General features: G+C 65.7%; 12 protein-coding genes. 10 read left to right on the top strand and 2 right to left on the bottom strand.

The annotated features are described in order from the left end of the window. The first annotated feature begins 9 nt into the window (after window positions 1–9). From X268_RS30350 to X268_RS30330, 5 genes are all read left to right on the top strand, one after another. Entirely contained in the window at window positions 10–768 is a 759-nt protein-coding gene (locus X268_RS30350; RefSeq protein WP_128928344.1) for an ATP-binding cassette domain-containing protein, read from the top strand. Then, complete coding sequence (locus X268_RS30345) at window positions 768–1,838, top strand: ABC transporter permease (RefSeq protein WP_164938002.1); 1,071 nt, start codon at window positions 768–770, stop codon at window positions 1,836–1,838. Before X268_RS30350 ends, X268_RS30345 begins: the two co-directional genes overlap by 1 nt. Before the next feature lie 93 nt (window positions 1,839–1,931). Next, the gene (locus tag X268_RS30340) at window positions 1,932–2,864 is read left to right on the top strand and encodes a sugar-binding protein (protein WP_164938001.1); all 933 of its coding nucleotides are present in this window, start codon (window positions 1,932–1,934) and stop codon (window positions 2,862–2,864) included. 102 nt (window positions 2,865–2,966) lie between these two features. Continuing rightward, window positions 2,967–3,944: an aldo/keto reductase gene (locus X268_RS30335; protein WP_128928341.1), complete on the top strand. Its 978-nt coding sequence runs from the start codon at window positions 2,967–2,969 to the stop codon at window positions 3,942–3,944. A gap of 3 nt (window positions 3,945–3,947) precedes the next feature. Continuing rightward, on the top strand, window positions 3,948–4,799 hold the full coding sequence (locus tag X268_RS30330; RefSeq protein ID WP_128928340.1) for an amidohydrolase family protein: 852 nt from the start codon (window positions 3,948–3,950) through the stop codon (window positions 4,797–4,799). Window positions 4,800–4,879: 80 nt separating this feature from the next. On the opposite strand, the gene X268_RS30325 is transcribed toward X268_RS30330, so the two are convergent. Next, window positions 4,880–6,109 carry an ABC transporter substrate-binding protein gene (locus X268_RS30325; protein WP_128928339.1) on the bottom strand — a complete coding sequence of 410 codons (1,230 nt, stop codon included), beginning with the start codon at window positions 6,107–6,109 and terminating at the stop codon, window positions 4,880–4,882. A gap of 114 nt (window positions 6,110–6,223) precedes the next feature. Further along, complete coding sequence (locus X268_RS30320) at window positions 6,224–7,150, bottom strand: class I SAM-dependent DNA methyltransferase (RefSeq protein WP_128928338.1); 927 nt, start codon at window positions 7,148–7,150, stop codon at window positions 6,224–6,226. A 171-nt stretch (window positions 7,151–7,321) separates the two neighbouring features. Here X268_RS30320 and X268_RS30315 point away from each other — a divergent pair, with 171 nt between their 5' ends. The 5 genes from X268_RS30315 (at window position 7,322) to X268_RS30295 (ending at window position 12,587) form a co-directional block, all read left to right on the top strand. Next, complete coding sequence (locus X268_RS30315; protein WP_128928337.1) at window positions 7,322–8,362, top strand: ligase-associated DNA damage response exonuclease; 1,041 nt, start codon at window positions 7,322–7,324, stop codon at window positions 8,360–8,362. Then, a complete protein-coding gene (locus tag X268_RS30310; protein ID WP_128928336.1) occupies window positions 8,359–10,020 on the top strand; it encodes a cisplatin damage response ATP-dependent DNA ligase in 1,662 nt (553 codons plus the stop codon). The genes X268_RS30315 and X268_RS30310 overlap by 4 nt, the downstream gene beginning before the upstream one ends. A 177-nt stretch (window positions 10,021–10,197) precedes the next feature. After that, complete coding sequence (locus X268_RS30305) at window positions 10,198–10,503, top strand: DUF6460 domain-containing protein (RefSeq protein WP_128928335.1); 306 nt, start codon at window positions 10,198–10,200, stop codon at window positions 10,501–10,503. A gap of 21 nt (window positions 10,504–10,524) precedes the next feature. Next, the gene (locus tag X268_RS30300; protein WP_128928334.1) at window positions 10,525–11,259 is read left to right on the top strand and encodes an MBL fold metallo-hydrolase; all 735 of its coding nucleotides are present in this window, start codon (window positions 10,525–10,527) and stop codon (window positions 11,257–11,259) included. Window positions 11,260–11,261: 2 nt separating this feature from the next. Beyond that, a complete protein-coding gene (locus X268_RS30295) occupies window positions 11,262–12,587 on the top strand; it encodes an MATE family efflux transporter (RefSeq protein ID WP_128928333.1) in 1,326 nt (441 codons plus the stop codon). The last annotated feature ends 11 nt before the right edge of the window (window positions 12,588–12,598 follow it).

The raw sequence follows: 12,598 nt of genomic DNA, 5'->3' as shown, positions 1-12,598 counted from the left end.
AGTCCACTGATGGCACATGCTGACGCTACCCCGGTGCTCGAGCTCTCCGGTATCGGCAAGGAATTCGGCGCCATCCGCGCGCTGCACGACGTCGATCTGCAGGTCTTGCCGGGCGAGGTGGTCGGCTTGATGGGCGACAACGGCGCGGGCAAGTCGACCCTGGTCAAGATCATCGCCGGAAATTTCCGTCCCGGCCACGGCGAGATCCGCTTTGCCGGCAACGCGGTCCATTTCAGCCGGCCGGTCGATGCCCGCGCCGTCGGCATCGAGGTGGTGTACCAGGACCTCGCGCTCGCCGACAATCTGACGGCCGCAGCCAACGTGTTCCTCGGCCGCGAGCTGAAGCGAAAATTTGGACCCGTCGCCTTGCTCGACCACAAGGCGATGGCGGCGCGGGCGTTGGAGCTGTTCGGCGAGTTGCGCTCGGAGACGCGTCCCGACGATCTCGTCAAGCAGATGTCGGGCGGCCAGCGCCAGGCGGTCGCGATCGCGCGGACACGGCTCTCCAATGCGCGGCTCGTCATGATGGACGAGCCGACCGCGGCGATCTCGGTCCGCCAGGTCGAGCAGGTGCTCGGCCTGATTCACCGGCTGAAGGAGCAGGGCGTCGCAGTGATGCTGATCTCGCACCGCATGCCCGACGTATTCGCGGTGTGCGACCGCGTCATCGTCATGCGCCGTGGAGAGAAGCGGGCCGAAAAGCCGATCCACGAGACTTCGCCGGAGGAAGTCACCGCCCTCATCACCGGCGCGAAGGAGGCAGCGTGATGGCCATGCCGATGGAATCTCCGATCAGCTTCACCAATGTGGGCCGGATCAAATGGTGGCAGCGCGGCATCTTTGCGTCGCAGACCGGCTACGTCCTGCTCGCGCTGGCGGTGCTGCTGGTGATCATGCATTTCGCCAGCCCCTATTTCTTCACCCAGGGCAACATGCAGAACGTGGCGAAGAACTTTTCCTTCATCGCCATCGCCACGCTCGGTGTCACCTTCGTGATCATCACCGGCGGCATCGACCTCTCGGTCGGCTCGATGATGTGCTTCTCGGCCATGATCACCTCCATGGTCATGACCGAGCTGTCGGCGCCCGGCTCGTCGTGGGTGCACATGGCGGCCGACGGCAAGACCGTGCTGGCGAACGTGCCGGGCCTGATCCTGCTGGTGTCGGTCCTCGCCGGACTCGGCGTGGCGCTGATTGCCGGGCTCGTCAACGGCTTCTGCATCGCCGTGCTTGGGCTTTCGCCTTTCGTCACCACGCTTGGCATGCTCTCGATCGTGCGCGGGCTGGGCTATGTCGTCTCCAACGGCCGCGGTAGCTTTCCCGGCGGGCCCGATGCCGACTATTTCTACGCGCTCACCTCGGGCGACGTGCTCGGCGTGCCCGCGCCGTTCATCTATCTCGTGATCCTCGCGCTGATGATGGCCGGGGTGTTGCACCATAGTGCGTTCGGTCGCCACGTCTTCGCGCTCGGCGGCAACGAGAAGGCGGCCGAGCTCACCGGCATTCCGGTGGTGCGGGTGAAGATCGAGGTCTACGTGATCTGCGCGCTCGCCGCAGGCCTTCAGGGCATCATCATTTCCGGCTGGCTCGGCTCCGCGCCCGCCCACATGGCGACGTCCTACGAGCTCAACGTGATCGCGGCGGCCGTCATCGGCGGCGCCAACCTTGCCGGCGGCATCGGCGGTCCGCTCGGAGCCATCGTCGGCTGCGTGCTCCTGGAAGTGATCCGCAACGGCCTCGTGCTGGCGCAGGTCTCCTCCTACTGGCAGCAGACGCTGGTGGGCGTGATCATCATCTTGGCTGTGCTGGTCGATCGCATCCGCTCGCGGATGACCTGACGTGACGTCGTCTCGGGAAGGCCAAAAAATGCGCCTGTCCGCTTCCCGGGCGTCTCTCAAGAGGATGGGCACCAAACAAGGGTGGAGGAGACAATGAGGAAACTTCTTCTTGCCGGTATCGCCGTTGCGATGATGGCGACGCCGGCGCTGGCCGCGAACTACCGCTTCGTCATCGTGCCGAAGGCGATGAACAATCCGTTCTTCGATTTCGCGCGCGACGGCTGCCTGAAGCGCGCCAAGGAGCTCGGCAACATCGAGTGCATCTACAAGGGGCCGGTCGAGCACGAGCCGGCGACGCAGGCGCAGATCATCCAGGACTTCGTCACCCAGAAGGTCGACGGCCTCGCCATCTCGGTCGCCGACGTTGCGGCCATGACCAAGTCGATCGAGGCGGCGACCGCGGCCGGCATTCCCGTCATCACCTTCGATGCCGATGCGCCCGGATCCAAGCGCATCGCCTATATCGGCACCAACAACAAGGAGTTCGGCGTTGCGCTCGGCAAGCAATTGCTGAAGATGCGGCCCGACGGCGGCAAATACGCCATGGTCTCCGGCGGCCCCGGTGCCAAGAACCTTGCCGAGCGCGTCGATGGCGTGCGCGAGGCGCTGAAGGGCTCGAAATGGACCGAGGTCGCGGGCTCGCCGACCTTCTGCAACGACGATCCCGCGCTCGCGGTCCAGCAGATGACGGACATGCGCACCGCAACGCCCGATCTCGCCGCGATCGTTCCCATCGGCGGCTGGCCGATGTTCGCACCCGAAGGCTTCAAGGCCTTCGCCAGCAGGAACAAGAAGGACATCGATTCCGGCAAGTTCACGCTTGTCGTTGCAGATACGCTGAAGATGCAGCTCGAGCTGCTGCGCGACGGCTATGCCAATGCACTGGTCGGCCAGCGTCCGTTCGAGATGGGCGAGAAGGCGATGGACACGCTGCTCGCCATCAAGAAAGGCGAGAAGGTGCCGGAGATCGTCTACACCGGCCTCGATCTCGTCACCAAGGACAACGTCGGGCAGATGTTGAAGTAGGAGCGCCCGCCAGCCCCGCGCTCCTGCATGCCTCTCCCGCTTGCGGAAACCGCAAGCGGGAGAGATGATTTGGACGGTTGGAATGAAGACAAGGCAATGGGAATGAAACGGTCGCGGCTCGGCTCGCTCGACGTCACGTCAATCGGCCTCGGTTCCGCCCCGCTCGGCGGATTGTTCGCACCCGTCAGCGATGCCGATGCGGAGGCGACGATCGCGCGCGCCTGGTCGCTTGGGGTGCGATTCTTCGATACCGCGCCGCTCTACGGCTTCGGCCTCGCCGAGCGGCGGCTCGGGGCCTTCCTGCGGCAGCAGAAGCGCGAGTCCTACGTCATCTCGACCAAGGTCGGCCGTCTGCTGCGCGTGCCTGAAGGCGCAGCTAGCGAGGACGAGCACTACAAGGGCACGCCGCGCGAGCGGCCGGTGTTCGATTTCAGCTATGACGGCGTCATGCGGTCGGTGGAGGAAAGCCTCGCCAGGCTCGGGCTCGACCGCGTCGACGTCCTGCTGGTGCATGATCCCGATGATCACTATGACGAGGCCGTCGGAGGCGCCTTCCGAGCGCTCCAGCGCCTGCGCGAGGACGGCACGGTCAAGGCGATCGGCGCCGGCATGAACCAGTCGGAGATGCCGATTCGCTTCGCGCAAGCCGTGCCGGTCGATTGCTTCCTGCTCGCCGGCCGCTACACGCTGCTCGACCAGGGCGCGCTCGATGCGCTGTTTCCGCTCTGCCAGGCGAGGAACATCGGCATCCTGCTCGGCGGCATCTATAATAGCGGCATCCTGGCCGATCCGCATGCGGGCGCGAAGTTCAACTATCAGGACGCCGATGCGTCGCTGGTAGCGCGGGCGCTCGAGCTTGATGCGCTCTGCCGCAAGCACGGCACCGCGTTGAAAGCCGCCGCGCTCCAGTTCTGCATGACGCATCCGGCGGTCACGGTCGCGGTGATGGGCGCGCGCAATGCGGCGGAAATTGCCGACAACATCGCCATGTCGGAGGCAACGGTGCCGGCCGCGTTCTGGCAGGAGCTGCGCGCGCGAAACCTCATTGACGTGCGCGCGCCGCTGCCGGCGGGAGCGTAAGGCATGATCATCGACGCCCATCAGCATTTCTGGGATCCCGCGCGCGCCGATTATCCCTGGATGGACGCGCCTGAGCTGACGCCGACCCGCCGCGCGTTCGGCCCCGCCGATCTCGCGCCGCTGCTGAAGGCGAGCGGCATCGACGCCAGCATCGTGGTGCAATGTCGCTCCTCGCTCGAGGAGACAGAGGAATTCTTGAGCGTTGCGCATGCCGCGCCGTCGGTGATCGGCGTCGTCGGCTGGGCCGATCTGACCGACGGCGCGCTCGGCGAGACGCTCGAGCAGCTGCGCGGCCTGCCGGGCGGGGACAAGCTCGTCGGCATCCGTCACCAGGTGCATGATGAGGTAGATCCCGATTGGCTGCTCCGCGAGGACGTCCAGCGCGGCCTCACCGCAGTATTCGCGCACGATCTCACCTATGATTTTCTCGTCCATACCCGCGAGCTGCCCGCCGCGATCGCAACTGCGCAGGCCTTCCCTCAAGCGCGCTTCGTGCTCGACCATGTGGCCAAGCCGCCGATCGCCGACGGCGGCAGCGCCGAATGGTCAGATCGCATCAAGGCGCTCGGGGCTTGCGGTAATGTCTGGTGCAAGATCTCGGGGCTCGCGACGGAGGCAGTCTGGAACGACTGGGATGCGGAGCGCCTGGCTCCGTTCGTCGCGCACGCTGCCAGCTGTTTCGGCGAGGACAGGTTGATCTTCGGCTCGGACTGGCCGGTGTGTCTGCTCGCGGGCAGCTATGGCGAGATCAAGAGTGCGCTGGAAGCCTGCCTGGCGAAGCTTGGCCCGCCTGTGCGGGACAAGGCGTTTGGCGTGAATGCAGCGCAAGCGTATCGGCTGGCGATCGCAGGTTAGTGCCTGAGCGTGCGCCTGCTTCCTGCCTCTCCTGGCGGGGCAGGAGAGGGGGAGCAGCGGCGCCCGCCTCGTCCCCCTGACTACTCCGACATCGGCTTGTCCGAGATGTCCCAGTCCTTGCCGGTGAAGGTCGAGATGAACAGCGTCTTCATCGGCGTGTAGTCCTCGGGCGTATAGCTGTAGGTGACGCCGTCGAGGAAATAGGGCGAGTGGAAGCCCGCGAGCGTCGAGGCCTGCTTCAGCACATTGGCGCGGGTGAGGTCGTCGCCGCAGCGGCGCAGGATCTCGCCCATGGTCGCGGCCTGGCCGTAGCCGGCGAAGGCGATGGTGTTGTCCGGGTCGATGCTGGGCAGATATTTCTTGCGCAGCTCCTCGAACGCCATCACATCAGGATCCTTCTCCCATTTCGGCAGGCCGACCTCCTTGTTGTAGCGGATCGCGACGATGCCAGTGCAGTTCTCCAGGCCGGCGGCGCTGAGGATCGAGCGGCCGGTCGAGCCCGCCGACAACAGCTGCAGCGGCTTCCAGCCGAGCTCGGCGACTTTCCGGATCGACTGCGACGAGGCCTTGCCGGTGGAGATGTTGTAGAAGACGTCGGCGCCGGATTTCGAGAGATTGATGAGCTGCGAATCGACGGTCGGGTCCGTGAGATCGTAGGTCTGCTCCATGATCACCTTGGCGGTGCCGCCGGCATCGGCCAGCACCTTCTTGAACGGCCCTAGGAAGTCGCGGCCGAAATCGTCGTTCTGGTAGAGGATGCCGACCTTCGCGTTCGGGTTCACGCTGACGACGTGGCGGGCCAGGATGCGCGCCTCCGTCGGATAGAGCGGCAGGGCCGCCATCGTCCATTTGAACTCTTTCGGGTTATTCCACTTCGAGGCGCCGGTGTTGAGCAGCAGCTGCGGCACGCCCTTGGAGTTCAGGTATTTGTGCACGGCGGTCTGCGGCGCGGTGCCGAGCGAGCCGTACAGCGCAAGCACCTCTTCCTGCTCGACCAGGCGCCGCGTCGCCTCGACGCATTTCGGCGCGCTATAGGCATCGTCCATGGTGAGAAACTTGACCTTGCGTCCGTTGATGCCGCCCTTCTCGTTCAGCATCTGGAAATAGGCTTCGCCGATGCGACCGAGCACGCCGTAAAGCGAGCCGGGGCCGGAATGCGGCACGGTCTGCCCGATCTTGATCTCGGTGTCGCTGGCGCCCGCATCGTATTTCTTCTCGGCGGCCCAGACGCAGGGCGCGGGCAAGGTGGATGCGGCAATGGTGGCGAGCGCGGCGGCGTTGAAATCGCGCCGCGATGGATTCTTGGCCATTATTGTTTCTCCCTTGTGCGCGCATTGTGCTGGCATCGCAGCACGGCTCGCAAGTGGGAAGTCGCTACGTTGCGACGCAATGACGCTTAAATTCCAGAGCGTTAGCGCCTAGACTCAAGTTTTCTCGGCGACCACGACGAGGCCGCGCACAGGCTCGTTGTTCTCGTTGCGCGGCGAAGCCGGCTCGAGCGTCAGCAGCTTCAGTCCGGCGTTCACAATCGCACCGCGCACATATTCCGCCGAATGGGCATATCGCAGGCCTTCGCCGAGCACGACGCCGCTGCCGGCATGCGTCTCCAGCGTGAAGGCGAGCACGCCGCCGGATACGAGCACGCGCTTCGCTTCGGTCAGCACCGGCGCGAGATCGGAGAGATAGACGAAGGCGTCCGCGGCCACGACGAGGTTGGCGCATCCGTCACTCTTGGTGCGCAGGCCTTCGATCATGTCGGCGACTTCGAGCTCGGCGTAGAGGTTGGTGGCGCGCGCCTCCTTGATCATGCCGGGCGACAGATCAATGCCGATGAAATGGTCGACCTGCTTGGCGAAGGCCGCGGCCGCGAGCCCGGTGCCGCAGCCGAGGTCGATGGTGCGCTTGAAGAAGGCCGGCTTCTTCGCGGCGACGCGCGCGGCCAGCACCGCCTTGAAGATCAGCTCGGGGGCGCGATAGCCGAGATCGTTGATCAGTGCGTGCTCGAAGCGCGGCGCGTACTGGTCGAACAGGGCCTGCACATAGGCCTTGGGCATCTCCGCCATCCCGGCGTCGCCGAGGCGCATCAGGTGCAGACCGGCGCCGTGCTGATCCTCGGGGTCGCAGTCACGCGCCTTGCGAAACGCTTCGATCGCCTTGTCGTGCTGGCCGAGCTGCTGGCGGATCTCGCCCAGCGTGAACCAGGCCGAGGTGAAGTTCGGCGCCAGCTCGATGGCCTGCTCGATCAGGTCCGCGGCGGCCGGCAGGTCGCCCTTGAGTTGGAGGTCGCGCGCGAACTCGAAACGGCGGTCGGCCATGAGATCGCCGGAGGTCTGGAACAGGCGGAGCGGCATTAGGGAACCAATTCGTCATTGCCGGGCTTGCCCCGCCTGCCGGGCCGAAGCCCCTCCGGCGCGGCGAAGGCCCGGCAATCCATCAAGAAGGAACTGTTTAGGGCGATGGATGCGTGGGTCAAGCCCGCGCATCACGCGTGAATATTGGGTACCGCCGCCTATATGACCATCATGCGTCCCCAAGACATCCTGCTGCCAGTTGCTGCCGGCCTGTGCTGTAAGCCCGGCGGTTTCCATATTGACCCCGTCCGCCCGGTCGAGCGGGCCGTGATCACCCACGGCCATTCCGACCATGCCCGCGCCGGCCATGGCGCGGTGCTGGCGACGCAGGAAACGCTGGACATGATGCGGTTGCGCTATGGCGAGAACTTTGCCGGATCGACGCAAGCCATCCGCTATGGTGAGGAGATCCGCCTCGGCGATGTCCGCGTCAAGTTTCACCCCGCCGGCCACGTGCTGGGTTCGGCACAGATCGCCGTCACGTGCAAGGATACCTGCATCGTCGCTTCCGGCGATTACAAGGATGCGCCCGACCCGACCTGCACGCCGTTCGAGCTGGTGCCCTGCGACATCTTCATCACCGAGGCCACCTTCGGCCTGCCGGTGTTCCGACATGGCGATGCAGCCGATGAGGTCAAGAAACTGCTCGGCTCCGTCGCGCTGTTTCCGGAGCGCGCGCATCTCGTCGGGGCCTACTCGCTCGGCAAGGCGCAGCGCGTGATCAGGCTGCTGCGGCAGGCCGGCTATGACGCGCCGATCTATTTGCATGGCGCGATGGAGACGATCACGCATTACTACCAGAGCCGCGGCATCGAGCTCGGCGACCTCAGGCCGGTGAAGGGTGTCAAGAAGGCGGCGCTGGCCGGCACCATCACGCTGGCGCCGCCGTCGGCGACCTCCGATCTCTGGACACGGCGCTTTCCCGATCCGGTCACCGCCTTTGCCTCGGGCTGGATGCGGGTGCGCGCCCGGGCGCGGCAGCGCGGCGTCGAGCTGCCGCTGGTGATCTCCGACCACGCCGATTGGGACGGCCTCACCGCTACGATCGGTGCGACCGGCGCCGGCGAGATCTGGGTCACCCACGGCCAGGAAGATGCGCTGGTGCATTGGTGCCGAAGCAAAGGTCTGAAAGCGCAGCCGCTCGATCTCGTCGGCTATGGCGACGAGGAGGAGAGCGAGACGACGCCTGCCGCCGACGAGGCCGAAGCATGAACCGCTTCGCCGAATTGCTCGACCGCCTCGCCTACGAGCCCGGCCGCAACAACAAGCTGCGACTGCTCACCGGCTACTTCCGCGAGGTCGGCGATCCCGACCGCGGCTATGCGCTGGCGGCGCTCACCGGCGCGCTCAGCTTCAAGCACGCCAAGCCGGCGTTGATCCGCGACCTCATCGCGGCCCGCACCGACGAAGTGCTGTTCGGGTTGAGCTATGATTATGTCGGCGATCTCTCCGAGACGGTGGCGCTGATGTGGCCAAGGGCGGAGCTCGCCGCCCACAACAATCCGCCACCTCCCACCCTCACCGAGGTCGTCACCACGCTCCGCACGCTCGGCAAGACCGAGCTGCCGAAGCAGCTCGAGCGCTGGCTCGACGAGCTCGATGAGACCGGCCGTTGGGCGCTCTTGAAGCTCGTCACCGGGAGCTTGCGTATCGGCATCTCCGCGCGCCTCGCCAAGACTGCCGCCGCAGCGCTCGGCGACAAGGACCCGCATGAGGTCGAGCTGATCTGGCCGGGGCTCGCACCGCCCTATCTCGACCTGTTCGCCTGGCTGGAGGGCCGTGCCGAGAAGCCGGTCAATCGCAATCCCGCGCCGTTCCGGCCCGTGATGCTGGCGCATGCGATCGAGGACAGCGATTTCGCCGCACTCGATCCCGCCGACTACATCGCCGAATGGAAATGGGACGGCATCCGCGTGCAGGCGGTGGCGGGGCGCGACGATCGCGGCCACGTCACGGCCCGGCTCTATTCACGCACCGGCGAGGACATCACGGGCAGCTTCCCGGATCTCGTGCCATCGCTGCGGCTGCCGGGTGCGATCGACGGCGAGCTCCTGATCTTGCGTGAGGGCCGGGTGCAGAGTTTCAACGTCCTGCAGCAGAGGCTCAACCGGAAGGTCGTTTCGCCGAAGCTGATCAAGGAGTTTCCGATCCATCTGCGGGCCTATGATCTGCTTGGCGACGACGAGAACGATCTGCGCGAGCTGCCGTTCGCGGAGCGGCGTGAGCGGCTGGAGAGCTTCGTTGCAAAGCTCGGTGATCTCCGCATCGATCTGTCGCCGACCGTTCCCTTCGTAAGCTGGGAAGCATTGACCGCCGCGCGCGCCGACCCGGCGAGTGCCGGCGCCGGCGAAGACGCAGACGCGGTCGAGGGCGTGATGCTGAAGCGGCGCGATGCGCCCTATCTGCCGGGCCGGCCGAAGGGCCAATGGTGGAAGTGGAAGCGCGATCCGCATATCATTGATGCCGTGCTGATGTATGCGCAGCGCGGTCACGGCAAGCGTTCGTCCTATTATTCCGACTACACCTTCGGTGTCTGGACCAAAGGCGACACCGGGGACGAGCTGGTGCCGGTTGGCAAGGCCTATTTCGGCTTCACGGACGAGGAGCTGCTGCAGATCGACCGCTTCGTCCGCCGCAACACCACGGAAAAATTCGGCCCCGTCCGCCATGTCGTGCACGAGGGCGACAAGGGGCTGGTGCTGGAGGTGGCGTTCGAGGGCCTGCAGCGCTCGCCGCGGCACAAGTCCGGCGTCGCCATGCGCTTTCCCCGCATCAGCCGCCTGCGCTGGGACAAGCCGCCGCGGGAGGCGGACCGGCTGGAGACGCTGGAGAGGATGCTGAAGGCGGAGGTGGCGGAGATTGAGGTATGAACTGTTGCCTCTAAGGCGAGGCAAGGAGCGAGCTCGCGGCCGCAGAGTGCCCCAAATCAAAGCCGGGCGCGCGACCCGAATTAAACTCCCGTAACCCCGATTGACGCCCCCTTGCGGGTTCCCCATGTGCCTCGCCGTGCCCTATAATGGGGACCGAATCCGACTGAGGAGTTTGCGATGGTCCAAGACGTCAGAGATTTGCCGGCCGGCCGCAGTGACGGCCTGAACCGCTTTCTCGGCGGCTCCCCGCTGGCGGTCGCGTTTCGCCTGGTCCTGCTCTCGATCCTGGTCGGCGTCGTGCTGGCGGCGATCGGCTTCGATCCTTGGAACATCATCACCAGCATTCGCCTGTTGTTCCAGCGGCTCTGGGATCTCGGCTTCGACGCGGTGAACTGGCTGTGGCGCTATTTCCTGCTCGGCGCGGTCATCGTAATTCCGATCTGGCTGCTGTCGCGCGTGTTCGGCGCGCCGCGCGGCCGGTAAGGATTCGGGAGTTCGCAGCCAATGCAATTGCGCTTTGTCGGCTGCGGCGATGCTTTCGGCTCCGGCGGCAGGCTCAACACCTGCTTTCACGTCGTGGGGCGCCAGGCCAACTTCCTGATCGATTGCGGCGCGTCGGCTTTGCCGGCGCTGAAGCGGCTGGAGGTCGACCGCAACGAGATCGACCTCATCCTGATCACGCATTTCCACGGTGATCATTTCGCCGGCCTGCCGTTCGTCCTGCTCGACGCGCAATTCTCGCGGCGGACGCGGCCGCTGACGATCGCGGGCCCGCAAGGTATCGAGCGGCGGCTGCGCGAGGGGATGGAGGTTCTGTTCGAGCACTCCTCCAAGACGAAGCAGCGCTTCGAACTTGATGTCGTCGAGCTCGCACCCGAGCAAAGCCGGGCTTTCGGCACCGTGACGGTGACGCCCTACCCAGTGGTGCACGGCGAATCCGGCGGCCCCTTCCTGGCCTACCGCGTCGAGGCCGAGGGCCGCACGCTCGCCTACAGCGCCGATACGGAATGGACGGAGACGCTCATTCCGCTGGCGCATGGCGCCGACCTTTTCATTGCTGAGGCCTATATGTACGAGAAGGTGGTCAAGAACCATCTCAGCCTGAAGACCTTGGAACAGCATCTGCCCGACATCGGCGCAAAGCGCCTCGTCCTCACCCATATGAGCGACGACATGCTGGCGCGTCTCGACACGCTGCCCTACATGGCGGCCGAGGACGGCATGGTCGTCGTGTTCTGACCATGCACGCGCCCGTCCATCCCAGGGTTGGCTCACGCGACGTGTTCGCGATCGCAGGTCCTGCGATGGTCGCGAATCTGACCACGCCGCTGATCGGCGTGGTCTCGACCACGGCGATCGGACGGCTCGACGATGCTGCGCTGCTCGGCGGCGTCGCGATCGCGTCGATCATCTTCGACTGCCTGTTCTGGCTGTTCGGCTTCCTGCGGATGAGCACGCTCGCCTTCACCGCGCAGTCGCTGGGCGCAGGTGACAAGGGCGAGCCGACCGCGATCCTGGCGCGGGGCTTCATCGTTGCTGCTCTGATCGGCGCCGCGCTGATCGTCCTGCAACTGCCGCTGGCCGCGGTGCTGTTCGAGCTCATGGGCGGCAGTGTGGGGGTGACGCAGGCTGCGAAGACCTACTTCACGATCCGGATCTGGTCGTCGCCCTTCGCGCTCGCCAATTACGTCATCCTCGGTTGGCTGATCGGCCGGGCGCGCGCCAATTCAGCGCTACTGCTTCAGGTCGTGATCAATCTCGTCAACATGGCGGCGACGATCCTGCTGGTGCTGGTCTACGACGCCGGCATTGCCGGTGCCGCGATCGCCGCGCTGGTGTCGGAAGCGATCGGGTTCGCGCTCGGCGTGATCGTCTGCCGCCATTATGCCGATGGCGGCTTCGCCGTGCCGTATGCGACGCTGCTCGACCGCGACAAGCTGTTGCGGATGCTGGCGGTGAATTCCGACATCATGATCCGCACGGCGGCGCTGATCACCGTGTTCCTGTTCTTCACCGCTAAAGGCGCGCAGGCCGGCGACGTCACGCTGGCCGCCAACTCCGTGCTCAACAATTTCCTGCTGGTCAGCGCGTTCTTCCTCGACGGTCTTGCCAACGCAGCCCAGCAGCTTTGCGGCCGCACCCTCGGCGCACGCGATGCAAAAGGCTTTGCCGATTCGACCCGGCTGGTGCTGCTCTGGGGGCTCGGCTTCGCCATCGTCGTCGCCGTGCTGTTCGCGCTGTTCGGGCCGGCGCTGATCGATTTCATGACGGCGAGCGAGGACGTCCGCCGCGCCGCGCGCGAATTCCTGCCGTTCGTCGTGCTCGCGCCGATCCCCGGCGTGTTCGCCTTCGGGTTCGACGGGATCTATATCGGCGCGACCTGGGCGCGCGAGATGCGCAATCTGATGCTGGCCTCGCTGGGGATCTTCCTCGTCACCTGGTGGGCGCTGCAATCGCTCGGCAATGCCGGACTGTGGTGCGCGCTGATGGCCTCTTATCTCTCGCGCGGCGGCTTGCAGGCCGCGCGCTATCCGGCCCAGTTCAAGGCGACGTTCCCGAAACCGTAAACCATCCGGGC

This window comes from Bradyrhizobium guangxiense (assembly GCF_004114915.1).
GTDB lineage: Bacteria > Pseudomonadota > Alphaproteobacteria > Rhizobiales > Xanthobacteraceae > Bradyrhizobium > Bradyrhizobium guangxiense.
Note: the sequence above shows the minus strand (reverse complement) of the source record. Positions and strands in the feature narration are given on the sequence as shown.